Origin of the sequence: Burkholderia sp. ABCPW 11 (assembly GCF_001523445.1) — a bacterium.
In the GTDB taxonomy this organism is placed as follows: Bacteria; Pseudomonadota; Gammaproteobacteria; order Burkholderiales; family Burkholderiaceae; genus Burkholderia.
Genome location: NZ_LOVM01000059.1, coordinates 197685 through 219599, shown reverse-complemented (window position 1 = coordinate 219599; position 21915 = coordinate 197685). Strand labels below are relative to the sequence as shown.

The 21915-nt window shown below is 66.9% G+C and carries 19 protein-coding genes and 2 pseudogenes; 11 read left to right on the top strand and 10 right to left on the bottom strand.

Annotated features, from left to right (window positions below; translation table 11 throughout):
* Window positions 1–127: 127 nt before the first annotated feature.
* Both WS61_RS34070 and WS61_RS34065 read left to right on the top strand, forming a co-directional pair.
* Window positions 128–457, top strand: coding sequence for a LuxR family transcriptional regulator (locus WS61_RS34070; protein WP_257127339.1), 330 nt, complete (start codon window positions 128–130; stop codon window positions 455–457).
* Window positions 458–696: 239 nt separating this feature from the next.
* Complete coding sequence (locus tag WS61_RS34065) at window positions 697–1365, top strand: acyl-homoserine-lactone synthase (RefSeq protein WP_095211816.1); 669 nt, start codon at window positions 697–699, stop codon at window positions 1363–1365.
* A gap of 105 nt (window positions 1366–1470) precedes the next feature.
* On the opposite strand, the gene WS61_RS23155 is transcribed toward WS61_RS34065, so the two are convergent.
* Entirely contained in the window at window positions 1471–2037 is a 567-nt protein-coding gene (locus WS61_RS23155; protein WP_059503831.1) for a hypothetical protein, read from the bottom strand.
* Window positions 2038–2532: 495 nt separating this feature from the next.
* On the opposite strand from WS61_RS23155, the gene WS61_RS34060 reads away from it, so the two are divergent.
* The 4 genes and pseudogenes from WS61_RS34060 to WS61_RS23145 all read left to right on the top strand — a co-directional run bounded on the left by WS61_RS34060 (window position 2533) and on the right by WS61_RS23145 (window position 4608).
* Window positions 2533–2835, top strand: coding sequence for an H-NS histone family protein (locus tag WS61_RS34060; RefSeq protein ID WP_095211813.1), 303 nt, complete (start codon window positions 2533–2535; stop codon window positions 2833–2835).
* Window positions 2831–2977 (top strand): annotated as a pseudogene (locus tag WS61_RS34055) (TlpA family protein disulfide reductase); the annotation flags it as partial. The gene WS61_RS34060 and the pseudogene WS61_RS34055, both read left to right, overlap by 5 nt.
* A gap of 67 nt (window positions 2978–3044) precedes the next feature.
* Window positions 3045–3914, top strand: coding sequence for an ion transporter (locus tag WS61_RS23150; RefSeq protein WP_059503830.1), 870 nt, complete (start codon window positions 3045–3047; stop codon window positions 3912–3914).
* A gap of 205 nt (window positions 3915–4119) precedes the next feature.
* Window positions 4120–4608: a heme-binding protein gene (locus WS61_RS23145; RefSeq protein ID WP_059503828.1), complete on the top strand. Its 489-nt coding sequence runs from the start codon at window positions 4120–4122 to the stop codon at window positions 4606–4608.
* Window positions 4609–4678: 70 nt separating this feature from the next.
* Here the strand turns inward: WS61_RS23145 and WS61_RS23140 are convergent, their stop codons facing one another.
* The 7 genes from WS61_RS23140 to WS61_RS23110 form a co-directional block, all read right to left on the bottom strand.
* A complete protein-coding gene (locus tag WS61_RS23140; protein WP_059503826.1) occupies window positions 4679–5350 on the bottom strand; it encodes a MarC family protein in 672 nt (223 codons plus the stop codon).
* 374 nt (window positions 5351–5724) lie between these two features.
* Entirely contained in the window at window positions 5725–6711 is a 987-nt protein-coding gene (locus tag WS61_RS23135) for a serine protease (protein WP_257127338.1), read from the bottom strand.
* 235 nt (window positions 6712–6946) lie between these two features.
* Window positions 6947–7282, bottom strand: coding sequence for a hydroxyisourate hydrolase (gene uraH / locus WS61_RS23130; protein ID WP_059503822.1), 336 nt, complete (start codon window positions 7280–7282; stop codon window positions 6947–6949).
* Window positions 7283–7321: 39 nt separating this feature from the next.
* Window positions 7322–7795 (bottom strand): hydroxyisourate hydrolase, encoded by a 474-nt coding sequence (locus WS61_RS23125; protein WP_095211815.1) that lies wholly within the window; start codon window positions 7793–7795, stop codon window positions 7322–7324.
* A gap of 53 nt (window positions 7796–7848) precedes the next feature.
* Window positions 7849–8565 (bottom strand): outer membrane protein, encoded by a 717-nt coding sequence (locus WS61_RS23120; RefSeq protein ID WP_059503818.1) that lies wholly within the window; start codon window positions 8563–8565, stop codon window positions 7849–7851.
* 107 nt (window positions 8566–8672) lie between these two features.
* Window positions 8673–9317, bottom strand: a complete 645-nt coding sequence (locus tag WS61_RS23115) for a response regulator transcription factor (protein WP_059503816.1) — start codon at window positions 9315–9317, stop codon at window positions 8673–8675.
* Window positions 9314–10762, bottom strand: coding sequence for a sensor histidine kinase (locus tag WS61_RS23110; RefSeq protein ID WP_059503814.1), 1449 nt, complete (start codon window positions 10760–10762; stop codon window positions 9314–9316). Before WS61_RS23110 ends, WS61_RS23115 begins: the two co-directional genes overlap by 4 nt.
* A 412-nt stretch (window positions 10763–11174) precedes the next feature.
* Between WS61_RS23110 and WS61_RS23105 the strand changes: the two genes are divergently transcribed.
* The 5 genes and pseudogenes from WS61_RS23105 to WS61_RS23090 all read left to right on the top strand — a co-directional run bounded on the left by WS61_RS23105 (window position 11175) and on the right by WS61_RS23090 (window position 19999).
* Complete coding sequence (locus WS61_RS23105) at window positions 11175–11966, top strand: response regulator transcription factor (RefSeq protein WP_257127337.1); 792 nt, start codon at window positions 11175–11177, stop codon at window positions 11964–11966.
* A gap of 95 nt (window positions 11967–12061) precedes the next feature.
* Window positions 12062–15100 carry an ATP-binding protein gene (locus tag WS61_RS23100; RefSeq protein WP_257127336.1) on the top strand — a complete coding sequence of 1013 codons (3039 nt, stop codon included), beginning with the start codon at window positions 12062–12064 and terminating at the stop codon, window positions 15098–15100.
* A 200-nt stretch (window positions 15101–15300) separates the two neighbouring features.
* Window positions 15301–15933: pseudogene (locus WS61_RS36100) on the top strand (ESPR domain-containing protein); the annotation flags it as partial.
* The gene (locus tag WS61_RS23095; protein WP_373557133.1) at window positions 15934–19080 is read left to right on the top strand and encodes a YadA-like family protein; all 3147 of its coding nucleotides are present in this window, start codon (window positions 15934–15936) and stop codon (window positions 19078–19080) included.
* A 226-nt stretch (window positions 19081–19306) separates the two neighbouring features.
* Window positions 19307–19999, top strand: coding sequence for a response regulator (locus WS61_RS23090; RefSeq protein WP_059503859.1), 693 nt, complete (start codon window positions 19307–19309; stop codon window positions 19997–19999).
* Between the two features lie 135 nt (window positions 20000–20134).
* Here the strand turns inward: WS61_RS23090 and WS61_RS23085 are convergent, their stop codons facing one another.
* On the bottom strand, window positions 20135–20854 hold the full coding sequence (locus tag WS61_RS23085) for a response regulator transcription factor (RefSeq protein WP_059503809.1): 720 nt from the start codon (window positions 20852–20854) through the stop codon (window positions 20135–20137).
* A 293-nt stretch (window positions 20855–21147) separates the two neighbouring features.
* Window positions 21148–21861, bottom strand: coding sequence for an OmpA family protein (locus WS61_RS23080; protein WP_059503806.1), 714 nt, complete (start codon window positions 21859–21861; stop codon window positions 21148–21150).
* Window positions 21862–21915 lie beyond the last annotated feature (54 nt).

Below are 21915 nucleotides of genomic sequence, written 5' to 3'. Positions count from 1 at the left end.
AGGAGAAACTCATCCCCCATTGATGACTCGTTCTTTGTCGGCCCGACTACCTGTCAGATCAAGTCCCGGCTAATACAGATTAGTTAATGGGGTAAGCATCCCGATTCACGAGCCCGATGGCAACATCTTGCTCGTCAATCTCGCAAGCCCTTCACCGGAGATCAAGACAGAGGTCAATTTGCGGCTCGCAAGCCTCATTAGCGCATTGTTTCATCAAGAACTGAATCGATTGGCTCGCCCGCGCTGTGTCGGCCCCTTGCCCAAGCTATCCCCGCGCCAAAAAGAATGTCTTGCGTGGGTCGCGCGCGGCAAATCATCATGGGAGATCGCAGGCATTCTCGGTATATCGCCCCATACGGTTGACTACCACATCGACGAGGCAAAGAGGAGCCTGCGCATCAATAGCCGAACCGCCGCGGCCGTGTATGCGGCCGCCCGCGGATTGATTCTGGTCTGATCGGCAGTTCATTCGCCCGGCGCGCCGTATCATCTCACGCGCCATCTCGCGCATGCCTTACGCTGTCGGAATACCCGATGCCTCTCGCGCACACACGTCGCCGCGACACCTAACGTTCGCAATCCCGTGTGCGCACCCGCACGCGCATTTTGCGACCTGCACCCTCCCTATATCACTAGTTCCGTTCAGACTGCCTGCTTGCTAGCGTGACACGGTTTCTTGAGTGCGAGGGAAAAACCGTGCAATCGATCTTTGCAGGCAGGCTTGTCGATATACCCGCCCCGTTGCGCCATGGCCTTGGCGAGTTCCGATATGAAGTCTTCGTTAAGCGTCTCGGTTGGCAGTTGCCCAATGCCGATGCCCTCAGCGCCACCGAGTGGGACCACTTCGACCGAGGAGATACGATTCACGTCGTGTTACTGGATCCGATGGAACAAGTCTGCGGCTGCGCGAGGCTGATGCCAACGACCAAACCGTATTTGCTCCAGACGCTGCACGCACATTCACCGAATTGCGTATTGCCCGTCTCCCCGACCGTATGGGAGCTATCTCGGTTTGCCGCCAGCATCCGGCCCGTTCGGTCAATGGGTCGCTCGAACGGGATGCAGTTCTTCCCACCGGTCCTTGCGATCGCGGCTTCATTAGGAGCAACGCGCATTATCGGCGCGCTCTCTTACGCGATAGCGCGCCTTTACCGACGCGCCGGGCTTGAACTCGAAACCCTGCCAATCGCCGAACGTACGAATGCGGCGAACTATCTCGTCTGCGCCATCAATCTCCGCGCTTCGACGTTCGAGCGTTTGGGCTGCGATGCCAGCGCGTTGCTACGCCATGTGACCTGGCTCAGCCCGTGCTCTGTCGCCTCGTTTGCGAGCTCGGTCGGTCATACCCCATCCCCTGATCATTGAGCGTACAACCGTTCGCAAAGCGGCCAAACCCGTTGAACGTGGTGCTCGGTGTCGGCCTTAGCTTGTGCGGCCATTTTGCATCCGGAACGCGAGTCCGTGGCCGGCTCAGTGTCGCTGCCCGTGACGATGATGTCGGCGATCCGCGTCTTTGACCCAATCGGGACGAATTGCCGACGCGTATGCCTGGCCGCTTCGAGACGCTTCACCGTTAGTTTGAGCGGCCAGCCCCAGGCGCGCATCGATCGCATGCGCGACAGCAGAGGATTTGGGTAAGCGCTGAGGATCACAGTCAGCCCAGAATTCGAACATGCTATCGAACAACACGGACAGAATACTGGTTATATATGGCAGCTTTACAGTGATGAGACTATCCGACGAATCAACATTGACGAAGGCGTTGGAATTCGCTATTGCGCTGCCGCACACGCCTGTGCGCGCCGCGTCGAGCTCGCGTTGCAACCTTGTCTCAACATCACAATGAACAATCGAGAAATTGACGATAACCCGAGTCAACCTGTCAAGCTCCTGGGTCTTGAGCCCCAGGCAGTTTTGCAACCGGCCGATTTCCAGTTCCGCAAGCCGCAGCCGCTCGCGCAACACCGCGCATTCGTCAGTCGGCAGCGTGCACGCCACCTGCTCGTCGGATTGACACGTATTCTCACGTTGCTCCATGGATTTACCTCAATCTGAATGCGAACATTCTCGAGTCGGATCGGCACTCGCTCATCGCGTACCATTTCGCTCGAGACGGCCCGCGTGCGCCACATGCCCATTTGACTCTACTGCCGCCCGTCCATATCGCAGTCACCATCGAAAGTCGGGGGCTTGCCTCGGCATTGTTGGTTCGTGTATTGCGGATCGTCAACTACCAAACTCGGGAGGATAGAGGCGTTAGATCTTCGTGACAAAATGTCATTCGCACGTATCACACATCATTCTTGAAAACTTATTACAAAAATTTCGCTTGATATTTCTTAAATTGAAACGATTTCTTGATATTTTACGATGCCGTTGCAAATTTTTCATGTAGCACCGGCCGATACCGACTAATTCATGTGGGCAATTGAAATTTAAACTTATGTAGCCACATCGTATTGCTCGCGCTTCACGTTTTTGAGTGTGACATTACCGTCTATAGTCGCAGTACATCCAACAGGAGGAACTTCGATGGCAACGTATCTCGAGCTGAAAGCCCAAGCGGAACGACTGATGCAGCAAGCGGAGCAAGCACGACAAGCGGAGCTTGAAGCCGTCCTTCAGGAAGTGCGCGCCCGCGTGGCCGAATATGGGATAACGCCTGAGCAAGTCTTTGGGCGTCGCCGGGCGGCATCTGGCACACGTGCAGCTCAAAACAGCGTGTCACCCAAATATCGCGATCCAAAGACAGGCGCAACGTGGAGCGGTCGCGGACGCGAACCGGGCTGGATTAAGGGTAAAAGGCGTGAGCGGTTTCTGATCGAGCAGGAGTAAGCACGCGATGCATGCGTACGGTTCGCGCGGGTTGCCGACCACGTTGTTCCCCAACGCGAAAGGAGAACTCGGCGAATCGCATATGGGCGAGCTGACCGTCGCACGGCTGAAGGAGACCGTCACGCAACGTTTCGGGCCGTAACGTCCGCAACGGCGGAATCAGACTCGTCCGATAGGCTCTGCGATACACGGTCCGTACACTCGGGCGCATGATTTCGCTGATCCGGTCCTCCTTCGATACGGCGCGCGATGCCGTCGCACATGTCGCACGCCGCCCTTCGTTCCTGCGCAAGCTCGACATCGCGGTGCTCGCGCTCATCGTCGCGAGCGTGCTCGTCGTGATGGCCGACAGCGTGCACGACCTGCACGAACGATACGGCCACGCGCTCTACGCGGCCGAATGGGCGTTCACGCTGCTGTTTTCCGCCGAGTATCTGCTGCGCCTTTGCACCGCGAAGAAACCGGCCGCTTATGCGCGCAGCTTCTTCGGCATCGTCGATCTCGTCTCGGTGCTGCCCACCTATCTCGCGTTCTTCTTCCCCGGCCTGCACGCGCTGATCGACGTGCGGTTACTGCGTCTGCTGCGCGTGTTCCGCATCCTCGGGCTGTCGATCTATCTCGAGGAAGGGCAGATGCTGATCCGGGCGCTCACGCGTGCACGGCGCAAGATCTTCGTGTTCATCGGCGGGATGTTCGTGCTCGTCGTGATTCTCGGCACCGTGATCTTTCTGGTCGAAGGGCCGGAGCACGGGATCACGAGCATTCCGGTGGGCGTCTACTGGGCGGCGGTGACGATGAGCACGACCGGCTACGGGGACCTAACGCCCGTCACGCCGCTCGGCCGGTTGATCACGTCGTGCGCGATCCTGCTCGGCTACGGGATCATCGCGTTCCCGACCGGGATCATGGGCGCGGAACTGGTTGCATCGGCGCTGGAGCGCACCCGGGCGAACACGCGGCCCGCCGACGGCGACGGGCCGTGCTGCCCGCATTGCGGCGTCGCGCTCCCCGTGCAAGCGGCGCCGGATACCGACGCGCGCGGCCGCGTGCCCGCCGAAGGCCGACGCGACGCGCGATAGGCGCCGCAAGAATAAGCCCCGTCCTATTCAGCTTCCCTCCCGACTCGCCGACACTTGACGCATCGAGCAGTTCGGCCGCGACCGACCGCCTGGGCCGTCACCGCCCGCGCATCGGTCGCGATCGTCGGCGGTTTTCATGAAAGCTCGCATGAAGCCGCACGTGCGATGCCCCGCTCGCATCCCGTCATTTCATTGAGGAGTTCACATGATCATTCGCGCTACCCTGGCGACGCTCGTCGCCGCCACGCTGACGACCGCCGCTTCCGCGCAGGTGCTTCAGGAAAAAAACCTGCCGCTGAATCTCGCCACCGACATCGCGCAGCAGACGATCCAGGCCTGCTCGGCCAGCGGCTACAACGTGACGGTCACCGTGGTTGACCGCAGCGGTATCGAACGCGCGGTGCTGCGCGGCGACAACGCGGGGCTTCATACGGTGGACGCATCGAAGCGCAAGGCCTATACCGCGCTGTCGACGAAAACGCCGACCGCCACGCTGGCCGCGAACCTGCAGAAGAACCCGGCCGCCGCGCAGATGACGGCCATCGACGGCTTCCTGGTGCTCGGCGGCGGTGTGCCGATCAAGGTCGGCGACGAGGTGATCGGCGCCGTGGGTGTCGGCGGGGCGCCGGGCGGGCATCTCGACGAAGCCTGTGCGCTGCAGGGGATTGCGCGGGTACAGGCGAAGCTGCTGTAACGCGACGGGCCGCTCCTTGATGGAGCGGCTTTTTATCGAGCGCCGGCACGGGCCGCGACACGCCCGCCTGTCACCCCGCCTGCCCGCCCAGCATCTGCACGAACGCGGCCAATCCCGTCAGCATGATCTGCACGCCCACGCACAGCAGCAGGAACGCGGACACGCGCATCGCGACCTTGGTCCCTTCGCTGCCGAGATAGCGCGCGAGCGTGGTCGCGCGGCTGTAGATCTGCCAGATCGCGAACGCGACGAGCGCCGCAACCGCCACCGACACGACACCGGACAACAGGTAATCGCCCGCCGTATGCGCGCGATTGGCATGCAGCGCGATGCCGGCCGCGATCGAGCCGAGGCCGATCGTCAGCGGCACCGTCAGCGGAAAGAACGCGCGCGACATCAGCTTGTGCAGGCCGTCGCCGTGCACGGCGGCGTCGCCGCCGGCCGGTACGTCCGGCGCATTCAGCATCGACCAGCCGGCCACCGCCACCGCGAAGCCGCCGCCGATCCGTAGCGCTTCCATTGAGATCCCGAAGAAATTCAGCACCGGCGCGCCGGCGAAGAAAATCACGATCAGCGTGAAGAACACGTTCGTCGCGAGCCGTTTCGACAGGATCGCGCGTTCGGCTTCGGTCAGCGACTGCGTGCGCTCGAGGAACACGAACGCCATGCCGAACGGGTTGATGATGCCGATCAGGCCCGTGAAGCCGAACAGGATTTCAGGGATCAGGCGATCGATCTGCATCGCGGTCGTACTCTCCGGTAACGAACGGGAACAAAAAAGCGGCCAGTCGAGAAGACCGGCCGCGAAAAGGAGATATCTCCATGATCCGGCACGCGTTCGCGTACCGGGTCGCAGAAATCCCATTGTCACGAAAACGAATGGCGCTGAAAATCAGTCGCGTCCGATTCTGCGTGCCTGGTGTGCGCGGCATGCGGCGAGCGCCGTCGACCCTGCGCGGCGACCTGGCGCGACGTCGCGATTGCGTGCCGTCGGCCACACGATGCAGGCAAAAAAATGCGGCCGGTCTGAAGGAGCGGCCGCTCAAGCGAGGAGAATTTTTCGCACGTGATTCCGGCGCCGTCGCGCGCATGCGCGGCCTGCCGGGAATCGACGCGTCACTGCCCGGTCAACCGCGTATGACTCGGCAGCTCGACCGAGAGATCGGGGCCGCCCGCGACTGACCGCGACGTATCGCGCGTCGCGGCGAGCCATTGCGCGAACTCGGCGGCCGTCATGCCGACGGCCTGGGCGGAGCTGGATACCGGCGCGGCCGGCGGCGTATCGGCCGCTCGGGCGGCCGGCTGCGCATGCGGCGTCGCGGTCGACGCACGTTGCGCGACCGACGCATCCGCCAGGGCGCGACGCGCCGCCTTGCCGCGCGATGTCGCGATGGATTTCGCCGCCGGGCGCGCGGTCTCCGCAACCGGATCGCGCGCCGACGATCCACGCTCGACGCGCGGCGCGGCAGCTTCCGCGACGATGGCATTCGACGCGACGGCCATCGCGACCGCCACCGGTTCCTCCGCCGCCCCGCTACCCGCGACGCGCAACGCGCGCGCTTCCGCGGACGCGGTTTCCGCCACCACCGTCGCGGCAGCCGTCATCTGCGCCTGCGAGGGTGCCGCACGATCCGCCCGTACGATCGCGACTTGCGCCGGGTGGCCGGTCGCCCGCGCGACTTCCGTCGCCGCGACGGCCGCCGTCGGCGCGGCCGCGATCGCCGTCGAATGAGCTGCGTCGTGCTCCGCCGCGTGCTGGCGCTCGTCGACCAGATGCGTCGCGACGATGCACGTCGTGCCGAACAGCGCGCAGGCCATCAGCGTGAGCCGCCAGCGGCGGCGCAGCGGATGCGGGCGCACCCATGCGCGGTTGTCGGAACCGAAATCGGCAGCGCGAACGACCTTGACGGACCGTGCGGCCCTGGCGACGTTGCCGCCGTCCGCCGCGGGCGCCGGCACGCGGGGTGCGCCGTGGATATCGAACACGAGTTGCCGCGCCCGCCGGCTCGCCACGAACGGCCGGCGTCGCCGGCCGTACGGCGGCGGCACATCCGAGAACGGATGCGCGAGCGGAATCGCGTAATGCCCGGTGATGTCCTGCATGCTCATGATGTCGACGACGCATTGCGCGACATCCGCCGCAGCAATCCGTGCTCCCGTAGTTGAACGAATGACTTCGAGTATCGCCGCCGTACCCGTTCCGGTAAATCGGACGGCGTCACCTTTAGTCCGACCCGGCGGTCAGCCTGGTCCTATTGCTGACCGAGCGATCGAGCGGACGGCGCCCGCCGCGCGAGCGCTCTGTCGCCCCCGCGCCCCCGCGTCGCCCGTCGACCGTTCAACTGCCGCGATACGTCGATACGTACCACGGCGAACACAGCAGCGGCACGTGGTAGTGCTGCGCAGGGTGGGTCACCATGAAGCGCACCGGCACGACGTCCAGCAACGCATCTGCCTGCATGAAATACTCGCCGAGATGAAACCGCAGCTCGAAGTCGCCGCTGCGCGCGAGATCGCCATCGAGCATCGGCGCGTCGTTGCGGCCGTCCGCGTTGCTGGTCGCGCGCGCGACGAGCAGCGGCGGCGTCTCGCCCATGTCGTAAAGCTCGATGCGCACGCCGGTCAACGGTTTGCCGCTCGCGATATCGAGCACGTGCGTGCTGATGCCTGTCATGTCGTGTCGTGTCCTGTCGCGGTGGCGCGATCGCATGCGTCACGTGCCGCGATACACCGTGTAATTCCACGGCCCGAACTGCACCGGAAGATGCAGCCGTTCGTCGCCGCGCGCGATCCGGAAGCGGATCGGCACGACCGTGAGAAACGGCGACTGCACATTACGTGCGCGGAAGTACTCGCCGACATGCAGCATCAGCGTGTACGTGCCCGCGCGATAGGCGTCGCCGGCCAGCAGCGGCGCGCCGGTGCCGCCGCGCGCATCGACGACGGCGGTGCGCAGCGGCACGTCGTGCGCGCCGTCGGCGCGCGACAGCTCGACGCGCATCCCCTCGGCCGCGACGCCGTGCAGCATGTCGACGATCCGCACCGTCAGGTCGGGCGACGTCTCGCACCGCACGCCGGGCGCGCTGCCCGGCGCGGGTTGCGCGTCAGCCGCCCACGCGGGCACGGCGGCCAGCGCGGCCGTCGCCAGCACGAGCCTGCGCCGCCGCGAATCGATCGCATCCTTCATGCCATCAGCCTCCTCGCGCGAGCCGGCCGACGGCCCGCCCGTTCGCGCGTCCATCAGAACCGGCCACGCAGGCCGATGAACACTTCGTTCGACGACAGCTTCGACTTCAACTGTTCGTCGCGCGCGTTGATGCGGTTCGCGAACGTGTTGAAACCCGTCTCGATATTGCCCATGTCGACATAGCGATACCCGAGGTCGATCGAGAAGCGCTTGTTGATCGCGTAGCTGACGCCCGCGCCGGCCGAGTACGCGAGGTTGGTCTGCGTCTTCGACGCGAAGCGGCGCGTATCGTTGGTCTGCCAGCCGTCGGCCGACACGATCGCGACGCCGATGCCCAGCGTGCCGTATACGGAGAAGCCGCGGCCGAGGTCGAAGTCCTTGTAGCCGTTCAGCATCAGGCGCTGCGCGGACACGTGGAATTCGTTCGCGTTCGCGTCGAACGGCGCCCAGTAGCTGGTGAAGTTGTTGGTGCGCTTGAACACGTATTCGCCTTCCGCGCGCCAGCCGTTGCCGAACTGGTAGCCGAGGCCGAGCGAGCCGGTGACGTTCGAGCCGGTCTCCGGGCCGCCGACGCGGCTCGCGACGCGCGGGCTCGTCAGCTCCATGTTCACCGCGTTGTCGAAGGCGCCGATGACGCGGCCCGTCGCGTAGTAGCCGGCGTCACTCGCGTCGGCGGCCTTCTTCGTCTCCGGCACGGCGACGGTATCGGCAAAGGCGGCGCCCGAGAACAGCAGGGCAAGCGTGGACGGCAGGGCAAAGCGCTTGATCATGATGAATCGAATCCTTGACGATGAATGACTTGTCGGAGAAGCCGTCATCGTAGGAATCGCGCCGCGATCGTTGAACCCGTTCGGCTACGGGTTGCGCCTCCGTAGCGCTACGGAGGCGAGCCGCCCGCGAGCGCCGCGTAGTCGCGCACGAGCTCGACCAGCGACGCGGCCTGCAGCTTGTCGAACACGTTCGCGCGATAGGTCTCGACGGTGCGCGGCGACAACCCGAGTTCGCGCGCGATCGCCTTGTTGCTCCCGCCGCGCACGATCCCGTCCAGCACCTCGCGTTCGCGTGCGCTGAGCGTCGCGAGGCGGGCCGCGCGGGTCTGGTCGGCGTCGTCCTGGCCGCGCTGCGCGGCGTGCCGGCGCAGCGCCTGCTGCACCGCGGCGATCAGTTCGTCGTCGTCCACCGGCTTGCGCAGGAAATCGAGCGCGCCGCGCTTGAACGCGCGCCGGCACGCGTCGACGTTGCCGTGACCCGTCATCACGATCACCGGCAGCTCGCGCCGCGCACGCAGCACGTCGAGCGCATCGAGGCCGCTCATTCCCGGCATCCGGATGTCGAGCAGCACGCAGCCGAGCGCCGTGTCGTCCGTATCGGCGAGAAACGCCGACGCGTCCGCATAGCAGCGCGTCGCCACACCGACCGTGCGCAGCAGCAATGCGAGCCCGTCGCGCACGGCTTCGTCGTCGTCGACGATCGCGACAACGGACGCGTCGCAAGCCGCACGCGGTCGAAGCGAATCGTTCATGCGCCCTCCCCGGCCAGCGGCAGCAGCAACGTGGCCTCCACACCGCCCGACGGCAGATTGCGCACCGCCAGCGTGCCGTCCTGCCGCTGCGCGAGCGTGTCGCACAGCGGCAGCCCGAGACCGAGACCGCGCTCACGCGTCGTGAAGAACGGCTCGAACAGGCGCGGCAGCACGTCGTCCGGCACGCCGGGGCCGTTGTCGGTCACGGTGAATCGGTAATGCCGGCCGACGCGCACGCCGCTGATGCGGATCTCGCCGCGCGATGCGACCGTGCCGACTCCCGCGCCGGCCAGCGCGTCGCGCGCGTTCTGGATCAGGTTGTGCAGGATCTGCTCGACCGCGATCGGCTCGGCGAACGGCCGCTCGCGCGCCGCCGCGTTGTGCCAGCCGAGCGCGATGTGCTCGCGCGCGCAGTCGTCGCGATACAGGAACAGCAACGTGTTCACGATCGCATCGGGATCGAGTGGGCGACGCTCACCGCCATGCGCGGTGGTCACCGCTTCGCGCATGCGCTCCAGGATCGCCGCCGCGCGTTTCGCCTGCACGACGCTCGTCTGCAGCGCGCGGCGCACGCTGTCGCGCTCGGCCGGTTGATCGAGCATGCGTTCGGCCGCCCGCGTATGGCTGACGATCGCGGCCAGCGGCTGATTCAACTCGTGCGCGAGGCCGGCCGCCATTTCGCCGAAGGTGTCGAGCCGGCCGAAGCGATCCAGGCGCGCACGCGTATCCGCGCGCCGCCGCACCTCGCGCAGCCGCCACGCGCCCAGCGCGCCCGCCGCAAGGAGTGCTGCCACCGCGTTCCACAGCGCGATCGGCAGCCACGGCAAATCGGCGGCCGTCAGCGTGCGCGTGGTGCGCAGCACGAACGCTTGCGGCTGCGCGGGCAGATGTTTCTCGAGATGCATCGTCCACAACGGCGTCGCGCCGTCGGTCGCGCGCTGCAGCAGCTCGACGCGGCGGTCGCGCAATTCGAGCGCCGCCGACGAAATCGCCGTGGACCAGTCGCCCGGCTGCAGCATCTGGCCCGGATCGACGCGCACGGCCCAGCCGGTCCCGGCGATGAGCCAGTACGCGGCGGGCCCGTCGAACGCGAGCATGAACGGCTTGCCGGGCCGCTGCTGCGGCAACGCGTCGGGAACCGGCCCGCCGTCGGTCTGCCACCCTGCGCCGGGCCGCCAGTAAGCGAGCCCGCCGAGCTGCGGCATCCGCTCGCGCAGGTTGTCGAGCATGTGCGCGGGCGGCGCGGCCAGCGACGACGCGCCGAGCGTCGCGAGAATCGCCTCGTGCTGCGCGGCCTTCTGCGCGAGCAGCCGGATCGTGATGCTCGAATCCTGGAAGAAGCGGCCGTACGCGTCGGACACGGCGCGCGAGACGACGAACGCGGTGCCGGCGAGGCTCAGCGCGAGCCAGGCGGTCAGTGCGGCGATTCGGAAGGATGGTTTCATGTTCGATGGCAAGCCGGAAAGCGCGCCGGCGCACGACACGAAACGATTGCCGCACCCGGAGCGGGTTGCCGTCATTGTCGGCAAATCGACACGGCTCGTGGTCCGAATCCGGTCATGCCGGACGTCAGCCCAGTCCCAAACCGCTGCGGCTTCGATTGCGCGGCGCGAATTTCAGACTGGGCTGATGTTCTTCATGCTCCGAACCGCCCAGAATCGGCTTGCTTGTTCTCCGTTGCCTCCTGGAGTACAGGCTCCATAGTCGATACTTTTCCCGCCCTCCCCGGCGGGACTTTTTTTGGACGGCGTCACGCCGCTAGCTGCCCGGAACCTGTCCGGCCATGATCCCGCCTCATTTCGCCCGACCGCGTACGCACGCCGCACCCGCGCCGCACCGGCTTCGCCCGCCCGTATCGTGACCGACGCCCCTTCCACCGCCATCGCGATCCTGACGATCGACCATCCGAGCCGCGGCACGTTCGACGACCGGCTGCGTCGCGCCGGATACGGCTACGACCGGCTGCGCATCGACGACATCCTGCGCCGCGCCGGCTACCGGCCGTCGCGCTTCGAGTACCTGCCCGACCTGCTCGCGGCGTGCGACACGCGCGCGTTCGATCTGTTCGTCGTCCAGTGCGAAACGGCCTGCCGGCGCACGACGGACGCGATCCGTGCGCTGCGCGCGCGTTTCGCCGGCACCGTGGCGATCGTGTCGATCAGCCAGCGCGATACGGAGCTCGCGCGATCCGCGTGTTTCGTCGCCGGCGCGAACGAGCATCATCCGTACGTCGTGCCGCCGGACACGCTGATCGCCAGCATCGCGACCTGGCTGCGCTGGTCGCATCATCGTGCCACCCATCATCGCCACTGGCGCATCGGCGCGTTCGAATTCGATACGGCGACGCGCTGCGTGAACGTGGCCGGCCGCGAGCACGTGCTGACCGAGAAGCACTTCCAGATCGCGACCGCATTCTTCCTGAACATGGGCCGCGCGCTCGACCGCGCCCATGTGAGCCAGCTCGTGTGGGGCTCGCTCGTCGCCGCGTCCAGCCGGCGGCTCGACACGCACGTCGCGTATCTGCGCGACCGGCTCGAGCTCGACGGCCGGCATGGCGTGAAGATGATGACGATGTACGGCTTCGGCTATCGGCTCGTCACGTGCGAGCCGGGTGCGCCGCCCGACGACGACGAAGCGGCGCCGCGATAGCCGGCCCGATGGCGTGATCGCCGTGCCGCCGGACAGCCCGCCGGCACCCGGCAACCCTGACAGGCCCCATTGCGCGCCGATCGGACTCCATTATCATGGGGGCACCCTGGCCGACCGCCCCGCTCCCGATGGACCACCGCGCCGCACCCGATCCCTCCCGCTCCGTCGCCGCGCACGCGTCCGTCGCGCCGACCCGCGTCGGCCGTCGCCAGCGCGCGCTGCTGTATGCCGGCGGCGCGGCCGTGACGGTCGCGATCCTGCTCGCGAGCGGGCTGATGCTCTATACGATGGTGCGCGAGGCGATCCAGGCGCGCTATACGACCTTCGCGGTACGCCAGTTCCTCGTCCAGATCGAATTCAAGATGCGCACCGCGGGCATGGACACGCTCGTCACGCACGACGAAGCCGTGTGGAACACCCGTGCGACCGATCCGGCTCGCGTGGCCGCTCTCGCGGCCGGCCGCGGCCGGCTGATCATCCAGGGCAGCCCGGCCTTTCCGCCGACGCTCGTGCTGGCCGACCTGTCGCCCGCGCACCCGGCCGACAGCTACGCGCACGACTTGGCGATGGCGAGCGACATGAGCTATCGCGTCGGCGCGTACGTCGCGAAGCACGATGCCGATCGCGCGATCGCCGGCTATGCGTATCGCCCCGACCGCAGCTTTGCGGTCGTCATCCCGGAACCGGTGCCGGCCGATCCGCTCACCGCGTCGCCCGCCACTGATGCGGCCACGCTCGTCGCCCAGGTCGCCGCTGGCATCGCGACGCCGCCGCCCGGGCAATACGAATGGCATCCGCCCGTCTACGATCCCGTGCAGCGGCGCGACGTGTTCCGCATCGCCGGCGCCGTCTACGACATGCAGGTGCCGCGCGCGGTGTTCCTGTCGACGCTGCCCGTCGACGTGCTGCGCACGCGCCTGTCGACGGGCGACACGTCCGACGCCGCGATCGTCGTCGACTCGCATGGGCGCACGCTGCTGCGCGCGGACACCGCGGCCGGCGACGATGCCACCCGCGCGGCCGTCGAGCGGCTCGGCGCGCGCACGCGCGACGCCGTCCGCGGCGGCGGCCCGCGCACCGCGTTCGGCGACGGGCTGTTCTCGCTGAGCCAGCCGATTCCCGAAACCGGCTGGACGCTCGTGCAGGCGTTCACGCTGCGCTCGCTGCTCGCGACGATCGGCCTGCGTGCAGGCTGGTACGTCGCGATCATGCTCGCGGTGATCGCGCTCGTGTGGTGGCTGCTCGTGCGCTTCGACCGCCGCGTGCTGAAGCCTGACGACGCACGCACGCGCCGCGTGATCGACAGCGAGAACCTGAACCGGACGATCGTCGAAGCCGCGCCGTCCGGCATCGCGCTGCTGTCGCTCGCCGATGGCGCGGTGCTGCTGCAGAACGACACGATGCGCGACTACGATGCGCGCCGCGCGGGCGAACCTTCGTTGCCGGCGAGATTGCTCGAACGCTTCGACCGCTCGCCTGCCGCTGCCGCGTGGCAACCCGATCTGCACGTGACACTGCCCACCGCCGGCGGCGAAGCCGTCGACCTGCTCGTCAATCTGGTCCGAACGCGCTTTCGCGACACCGACGTCGTGCTGTGCAACTTCTCCGACATCACGTCGCAGAAGAACGTCGAGCGCCGGCTCGACGAAGCCGCGCGCGCGGCCGATGCGGCGAACAACGCGAAATCGGCGTTCCTGGCCACGATGAGCCACGAGATCCGCACGCCGCTGAACGCGATCCTCGGCAACCTCGAGCTGATCGGCCGCGAGCCGCTGGCCGACACGCAGCGCCAACGGCTGCACACCGTCGAAGGCGCGTCGTCGGTGCTGCTCGACCTGATCAACGACATCCTCGACCTGTCGAAGATCGAGGCCGGCCAGATGACGATCGAGGCGATTCCGTTCGACCTCGCGGACACGATCCGGCAGACCGGCGCGATGTTCGAACCGCTGGCCGCCGCCAAGGGCCTGCAGTTCGACGTGTTCGTCGACGATGCGCTGCCCGCGCGCCATCTCGGCGACCCGACGCGCATCCGGCAGATCGCCGCGAACCTGCTCGGCAACGCGATCAAGTTCACCAACCATGGCGAAGTCACGCTCGAGGTGTATCTGCGCGACGACACGAACCCCGATTCGCCGATCGCGATCGGCGTGAGCGATACCGGCATCGGGATGACCGACACGCAGCGTGCGGCGCTGTTCCGCCCGTTCACGCAGGCCGACACGTCGATCACGCGCCGCTACGGCGGCACGGGCCTCGGGCTCGCGCTGACGAAGCAGCTCACGCAGATGATGCACGGCACGGTCGACGTGAAGAGCGAGCCGGGCAAGGGCAGCACCTTCGTCGTCACGCTGCCGCTGCCGGCGGCCACCGACGCGCAGGTGGCCGAACACGCCGCCACGCAGGCCGACGATGCCGCGCTGCTGCCGGCCGTCACCGCGCGCGTGCTGGTGGTCGACGATCATCCGGTGAACCGCACGCTGCTGCAGGGGCAGCTCGTCACGCTCGGCTACGCGGCGGACGCGGCCGAGGAAGGCGCGGCGGCGCTGCGACGTTGCACGGATACGCGCTATGACCTCGTGATGACCGACCTGAACATGCCGGGGATGGACGGCTACACGCTCGCGCGGGTGCTGCGTGCGCAGTATCCGGCGCTGCCGGTCGTCGCCGTCACCGCGCACGCGAGCGCGGCCGAGCATGCGCGGTGCGCGGAAGCGGGAATCGTCGCGGTGCTGGTGAAGCCGGTGCTGCTCGACACGATCGACCGGACCGTGCGGCGGTATGCGCATGCCGTCGCCGGGCGGGCACCGGCGCGGCGCGCGCTCGTCGATCTCGCGGAAGGGCCGCTGCCGGCCGACGTGCATGCGCTGCTCGAAGCGAGCCTCGTGCAATCGATCGCGGCCACGCGCGACGCGATTGCGCACAACGACATCCCCGCGCTGCGTCACGAATTGCATTCGCTGCGCGGTGCATTCGCGACGATCCACGAGCAAGCGGTGGCCGACGCGGTCGGGGAACTGCAGGCCGTCGTGCACGGCGGCGACCTGACGTTGTTCGATGCGCGATTCGCCGAGGCGATCGCCCTCGCGCGCGCGGCGCTTCAACGACGCGCGACGCAGGCGCCGGCTGCCTGAATGCGATACGGTCGGCGCACTGCCGGCCAGCCTTCCCGACTCGTTTCGTTCTCCCTGCGGAGCATGCCCGCAGCGCGTCTTCGCGCGAGTAGGACTGGGCCTACACGTGCGCCATCTCGAATCAGTCCAGGACGACTGATTAGGACGAGGCCGATCCCTACCATCGGTTTGTGAACTGACAAACTGAAAGGAGTAGGACCATGAACAAGACTTATCGCAACGTTTGGAATGCGGCCACCAACACATGGGGGGCCGCATCGGAGTTGGCCAAGGGACGCAAGAAGAGCAGCAAAAGCGCAGTGACACTCGCTGTGGTCGCGCTGTTGGCACTCCCGGCAAGCGCAGTGTTTGCAGCCGATGATGCCGAAGAAGACAACTCTTTCGAGCCCAATATAGTCGTTCTTGATGCCGCCGGTGCAATTCGAACAATGGGCGTGATGAGTAGCGGCACAGCGGTCACGTCGGGCCCCGGCGACTATGTCGCGGGAGGAGGGTCGATCGACGGCAACGTCACTGGCGGCAACAACACCGCGATTGGCGCCAATTCGGTTATCACGCGGGGCGGCTACACCGGGGACGTTACCAACTCCGTCGCCATTGGCGGCGCTACGGTCAACAACGGCGGCGGCGCCGCGCCGATTTCGGGAACCATTGGCATCGGTGCCGGTGCAACCGCGTGGGGCAGTGGCACGATTGCCATTGGTCGGGGAGCGTCCAATAACAATAACAACGCAGTGGCCATCGGTACAAACAGCTACTCAGGTGGGGGTACGGGAACCGTCGCATTGGGTACCAACGCAAGCACAACCGCCAGCGGCGCAGTCGCGATCGGCATGTATAGCCGTACCACCGGCGCCAATTCCGCCTCGCTCGGTGCGAATACCGGGACGAGCCGGGTCAATGCATTCTCTGTTGGTAACGACATCACGACGGCGAACGCGGACGGATCAGCTCGCACGGCCTTCACGCGCCAGATCGTCAACGTGACCGCCGGTACAGCAGACAACGACGCGGTGAACGTGGCGCAGATGAACGCCGGCCTGTCGACCACGAATGCCGCAATCGCCGCGACGAATCTCAACGTCTCGAGCCTGAGCACCGGCTTGTCGACGACGAGCAGCACGGTTGCCGGTCTGAGCACCGGCCTCTCGTCGACCAACAGCACCGTTGCCGGCCTAAGCACCGGCCTGTCGTCGACCAAAAGCACCGTCGCTGGCCTGAGCACCGGTCTGTCCACGACCAACAGCACGGTTGCCGGCCTGAGTACCGGCTTGTCGTCGACGACCAGCACCGTCGCTGGCCATACCAAGCAGATCGGGGACCTCGACGACAAGCTGAGCAAGCTCGAGAGCGGAACCAGCGGTCTCGTCCAGCAAGCCAATCCGGGCGACGACATCACGGTCGGCGCAAACACCGGCGGTAACGCGGTGAACTTCACCGGCACGGCCGGTGCGCGCACGCTCACAGGTGTCGCGGCCGGCGACATTTCCGCCGCCAGTACCGACGCCGTCAACGGCGCGCAACTGCATGGCGTGTCGGACAGCGTCGCGTCGGCGATCGGCGGCGGCTCGACCGTGAATCCGGACGGCTCGATCTCCGCGCCTTCCTTCACCGTCGGCGACGGCAGCGGCGGCACGAAGATCGTCAACTCGGTCGGCGACGTCGTCACCAACCTCGACGGGCGCGTGACGACCAACGAAGGCGACATCAAGAAGCTGGCCGACGACATCGGCAGCGGCACGCTCGGCCTCGTCCAGCAAGCGACTCCCAACGACGACATCACGGTCGGCGCGAACACCGGCGGTAACGCGGTGAACTTCAGCAGCAAGACCGGTGCACGCAAGCTCACGGGTGTCGCGGCTGGCGACGTCTCGGATGCCAGCACCGATGCCGTCAACGGCTCTCAGTTGCACGGCGTCGCTGACAGTGTCGCGTCCGCGATCGGCGGCGGCTCGACCGTCAACCCCGACGGCTCGATCTCCGCGCCTTCCTTCACCGTCGGCGACGGCAGCGGCGGCACGAAGATCGTCAACTCGGTCGGCGACGTCGTCACCAACCTCGACGGGCGCGTGACGACCAACGAAGGCGACATCAAGAAGCTGGCCGACGACATCGGCAGCGGCACGCTCGGCCTCGTCCAGCAAGCGACTCCCAACGACGACATCACGGTCGGCGCGAACACCGGCGGTAACGCGGTGAACTTCAGCAGCAAGACCGGTGCACGCAAGCTCACGGGTGTCGCGGCTGGCGACGTCTCGGTTGCCAGCACCGATGCCGTCAACGGCTCTCAGTTGCACGGCGTCGCTGGCAGTGTCGCTTCCGCGATCGGCGGCGGCTCGACCGTCAACCTCGACGGCTCGATCTCCGCGCCTTCCTTCACCGTCGGGGACGGCAGCGGCGGCACGAAGATCGTCAACTCGGTCGGCGACGCCGTCACCAATCTCGACGGCCGCACGACGGCCAACGAAGGCGACATCAAGAAGCTTGCCAGCGACATCGGCAGCGGCACGCTCGGCCTCGTCCAGCAAACGAGCCCGGGCGGCGACATCACGGTCGGCGCAAACACCGGCGGCGCAGCCGTCGACTTCGGCGGCACCGCAGGCACGCGCAAGCTGACCGGCATCGCCAACGGCAGCGTGACCGCGGGCAGCACCGACGCGGTGACCGGCGACCAGTTGCATGCGACGAACCAGGACGTCGCAAAGAACGCGTCCGACCTCGCGAGCCTGGGCACGCAGGTCACGAGCATCGACGGCCGCGTGACGAGCATCGATGGCCGCGTGACGAGCAACGAAACGTCGATCACGCAGATCCGCAACGACATGAGCAGCGGCTCCATCGGTCTCGTCCGACAAGATCCGAGCTCGGGCGCGATCACGGTTGCCGCAGCGTCGGGCGGCGCATCGGTGAACTTCGCCGGCACCGGCGGCGCGCGCACGCTGTCCGGCATCGCGAACGGCGTGAACAACGATGACGCCGTGACGATCGCCCAGTTGAAGGCTACTGGCCTGATCGACTACACCGGCAAGGAAATCGGCGCCGTCACTTACGACGACGGCATCGAACTCGACTCCGTGACGTTCGGCGGGAAGTCGGGCACGACGCTGCACAACATCGCGCCGGGCCTGATTGCGGCCGGCAGCATGGACGGCGTCAACGGCGGTCAGTTGTATGCGATGCAACAGGAGTTCGCGAAGCAGTATGGCGACCTGAACAACCGGGTCGGCGATCTCAGCGGCCGTATCGGCGAACTCGAAGCGGGCGCCGGCGGCCCCGGCGACGGTGGCGGCACGCCGGGCTATGGGCCGGGCACCGGAACGGGCGGCGAAGGCTCGCTCGTCGTCGGTGGCGGCGCGGACGCATCCGGTTCGAACGGCACGGCGATCGGTCAGGGTGCGGGCGCGTCCGGCTCGAACGGCACGGCGCTCGGCCAGGGTTCGGTCGCGTCCGGCTCGAACGGCACGGCGCTCGGCCAGGGCGCGATCGCGTCGGGCGAGAACAGCACGGCGCTCGGTCAAGGCGCATCGGCCACCGGCAGCGGCTCGGTCGCGATCGGCCAAGGCTCGGTGGCGACGGAAGCCAACACGGTGTCGTTCGGCAACGGCACGGAAGAAGGCAACCGCCGGCTCGTCAACATCGCGGACGGCATCAACGCGTCCGACGCGGCGACGAAGGGCCAGCTCGACCGCGCGATGGAATCGGTCGACGCACGCTTCAACGACACGAACCGCGCGATCAACGACGTCGCGAAGAACGCGTACGCCGGTATCGCGGCGGCGATGGCGATGCCGAACATGACGCCGTCGCAGCCGGGCAAGACGGTGGTGGCCGTCGGCGCCGCGAACTTCAAGAGCGGCTCGGCGATTGCCGCCGGCGCCACCTACCGGTCGCGCAGCGGCAACTGGCTCGTTAACGGCGCGACGTCGATCACGTCGGTCGGCGACGTGGGCGTGCGCGCCCAGGTCGGCTACGAGTTCTGACCGGCGGCTCCGCGCAAGCGGAACATCGCCCGGAAGCGGGGGGAACACCCCCGCTTTTCGGCCGACGGTCAGTGGCAATTCGTGCGAGTTGCCACCGGCCGTCGGCGCGACAGGATCGCGCCTGCCACGCGTACCGCACGCGATCGTGCCCTTGCGCCGACTCCAATCCAGCCTCGAAGACGCGTACCGCGGCATGCCTCATCACTGCGCGACGCGCACCATCAACATGACCAGAACCTTCCCCATTCGCATCGCCATCGCCGACGACCATCCGGCGGTCGTCATCGGCGCCCGCTACGAGCTGGCGGCAACGAACACCGTGTCGGTCGTCGCGACCGCGCACAACTCGACGGAATTGATGGCAGCGCTCGCGAACCATCCGTGCGACGTGCTCGTGTCGGACTACGCGATGCCCGGCAACGAATACGGCGACGGCCTCGCGCTGTTTGCAGGCATCCTGAAGCGCTATCCCGGCCTGAAGATCGTCGTGATGACGATGATGGAGAACGCGGTGGCGCTACGCGCGCTGATCGATATCGGCATCGCATGCATCGTCAGCAAATCGGACATGCCGAATCATCTGACGATGGCGATCCACGCGGCTTACACGAACGGCCGCTATCTGTCGCCGTCGATGGACCGGATCCTGCGCAACACGGGCAGCGTCGGCGGCAAGGCGCCCACGCTGTCGGTGCGCGAAGTCGAGGTGATTCGCCTGTTTGCATCGGGGCTGTCGGTCAACGAGATCGCGGAGAAGCTGAATCGCAGCAAGAAGACGATCAGCACGCAGAAGAGCTCGGCGATGCAGAAGCTCGGCATCGAGCGCGACGTCGATCTGGTGCGCTACGCGATCGCGTGCGGGCTCGTGACCGACTACGGCTATGCGCCGCCCGCGCGTGGCGACGAAGCGGGCGAATGAAGCCGCGACCGTGAGCTGAAAGCAAAAAACCCCGGCAGCCGCGGGGCGCCGGGGTTTCGATGCGTCGGCATGGGCCGGCGCGCGCCCTTGCGTGATTGCCGCCATCCGGCGCGGCCGGCGCCGTCGCGCCTGCCTTCAGGCCGGATCGACGCTGCCTTGCGCCGATGCGTCGCCGCCGCGCCCTTCGCTGGCCGACGCGGCGACGATCCCGTGCTCGATCGCGTAGCGCAGCAGGTCGATGTCCTTCTCGATCCCAAGCTTTTCCATCGCGCGCGCCTTCTGCGTGCTGATCGTCTTCTTGCTGCGGCTCAGCTTGTCCGCGATCTCGTTGACCGTGAGGCCCGACGCATAGAGCCGCACGACCTCGAGCTCGCGGTCGCTGAGGCCGCGCTTCTGGTCGGTCGCGCGCGCGCTCGAATGCGATGTCAGCGTGCGCACGACCTTCTCGACCGACGGCGAGAAATACGAGCCGCCCGTGGCCGCTGCGTGAATCGCGGGAATCAGATGATCGATCGTGTCGGACTTGCTGACGATGCATTCGATGCCGAGCCGCGTCAGCGCGCCGATCACGGCCGGGTTGTCGAGCATGGTCAGCACGACCAGCTTCACGGCCGGATGATTGCGCTGGAGATAGGAGAACAGCGTGATGCCGTCGCCGTGCGCGCTGCCCGGCATCGCATAGTCGGACACCACGACGTCGCACCCGCCCGCCTCGACGAGCCGGATCAGTTCGGTCGAATTGACGGCCTTGCCGATCAACTGGATCGTCGGCACCGGCGACAGGCCGTGCTCGACACCGACCAGCATCGCCGGGTGATCGTCGGCCAGTACCACGCGTATCAGATAGCTTCCCATAGTCGTCCAGATTTGCGCGGCAATCGTCGCGGCCGGATCGCCGCCTGGCGGGCGGCGACGGCGCGCATCGCGGCGTCGTGGATCGTAATTGGGCGCTATCTTCGCATGAAACCGGGGGCATCAGCCATCGGCCCGGCCGGCGTGGGGCCCGAGCGTGGCGCATCGCCATGAAAAAACCGCCGGCTCGTGACGAGCGGGCGGTTCGGGGTACATGGCGGGCGGGGGAGCGTCCTTCCGTCGGCTCAGTGCCGGGTGGATTCCCGCGCGTCCGGTGGCGCGCCATCCGTCGCGCGTTACTTCGCGTCGATCCGGATCTCGACGCGGCGGTTCTGCGCACGGCCTTCCTCCGTCGCGTTGGACGCGACCGGATCGGCGGCGCCGAGGCCCTCGGAAACGAACGACTGCGCCTTCAGGCCGTTGCTGCGCAGGTAGTTCATCACGTTGCGGGCCCGCGAAGCCGACAGCGCCAGGTTGTGCGTCTTGCTGCCCGTCGAATCGGTGAAGCCCGTGATCGCCACGCGGCGGAACTCGATCCCGCTGTTGATCTGCACGAAACGGTCGAGCTGGCTGCGCGCCTCCGGCGTGAGCGCCGCGCTGTCGAACGCGAAGTTCGCGTCGCCCTGCAGCAGCACCTGGCGCTGCGGGACCGGCTGCGGAGCCGGTTGCGGAGCCGGTTGCGGCGGCGCGGCCTGCACGACCGGCTGCGGCTTGCCGCACATGAACGTGATCTCGCGCGGATCCTTCATCGGCGCGCGGCTGTACACGCGGTCGATCATCTCGAGCGGCGTGAAACCCTGCCCCTGGCAGAACTCTTCCGCCGCGCGGGCACAGGCGTTCGCACTGCCGAGCAGCCCGTCGCAGCTCACGCGGAACACGTTGTCCGGCTTGCCCGGCATCGACACCGCGCGGATGTCATAGGTGAGGCCCGAGTGCGTCGTGCACGCACCGAGCGCCATCGCGATTGCGCCGATCGACGCGGCGCGCAACAACAAGGTTTTCAGGGTCATGGTGAAACGTCCGCCGCGAAGGCGGGCGCGTGAAAAAGTTGAATGAGGGAAGTC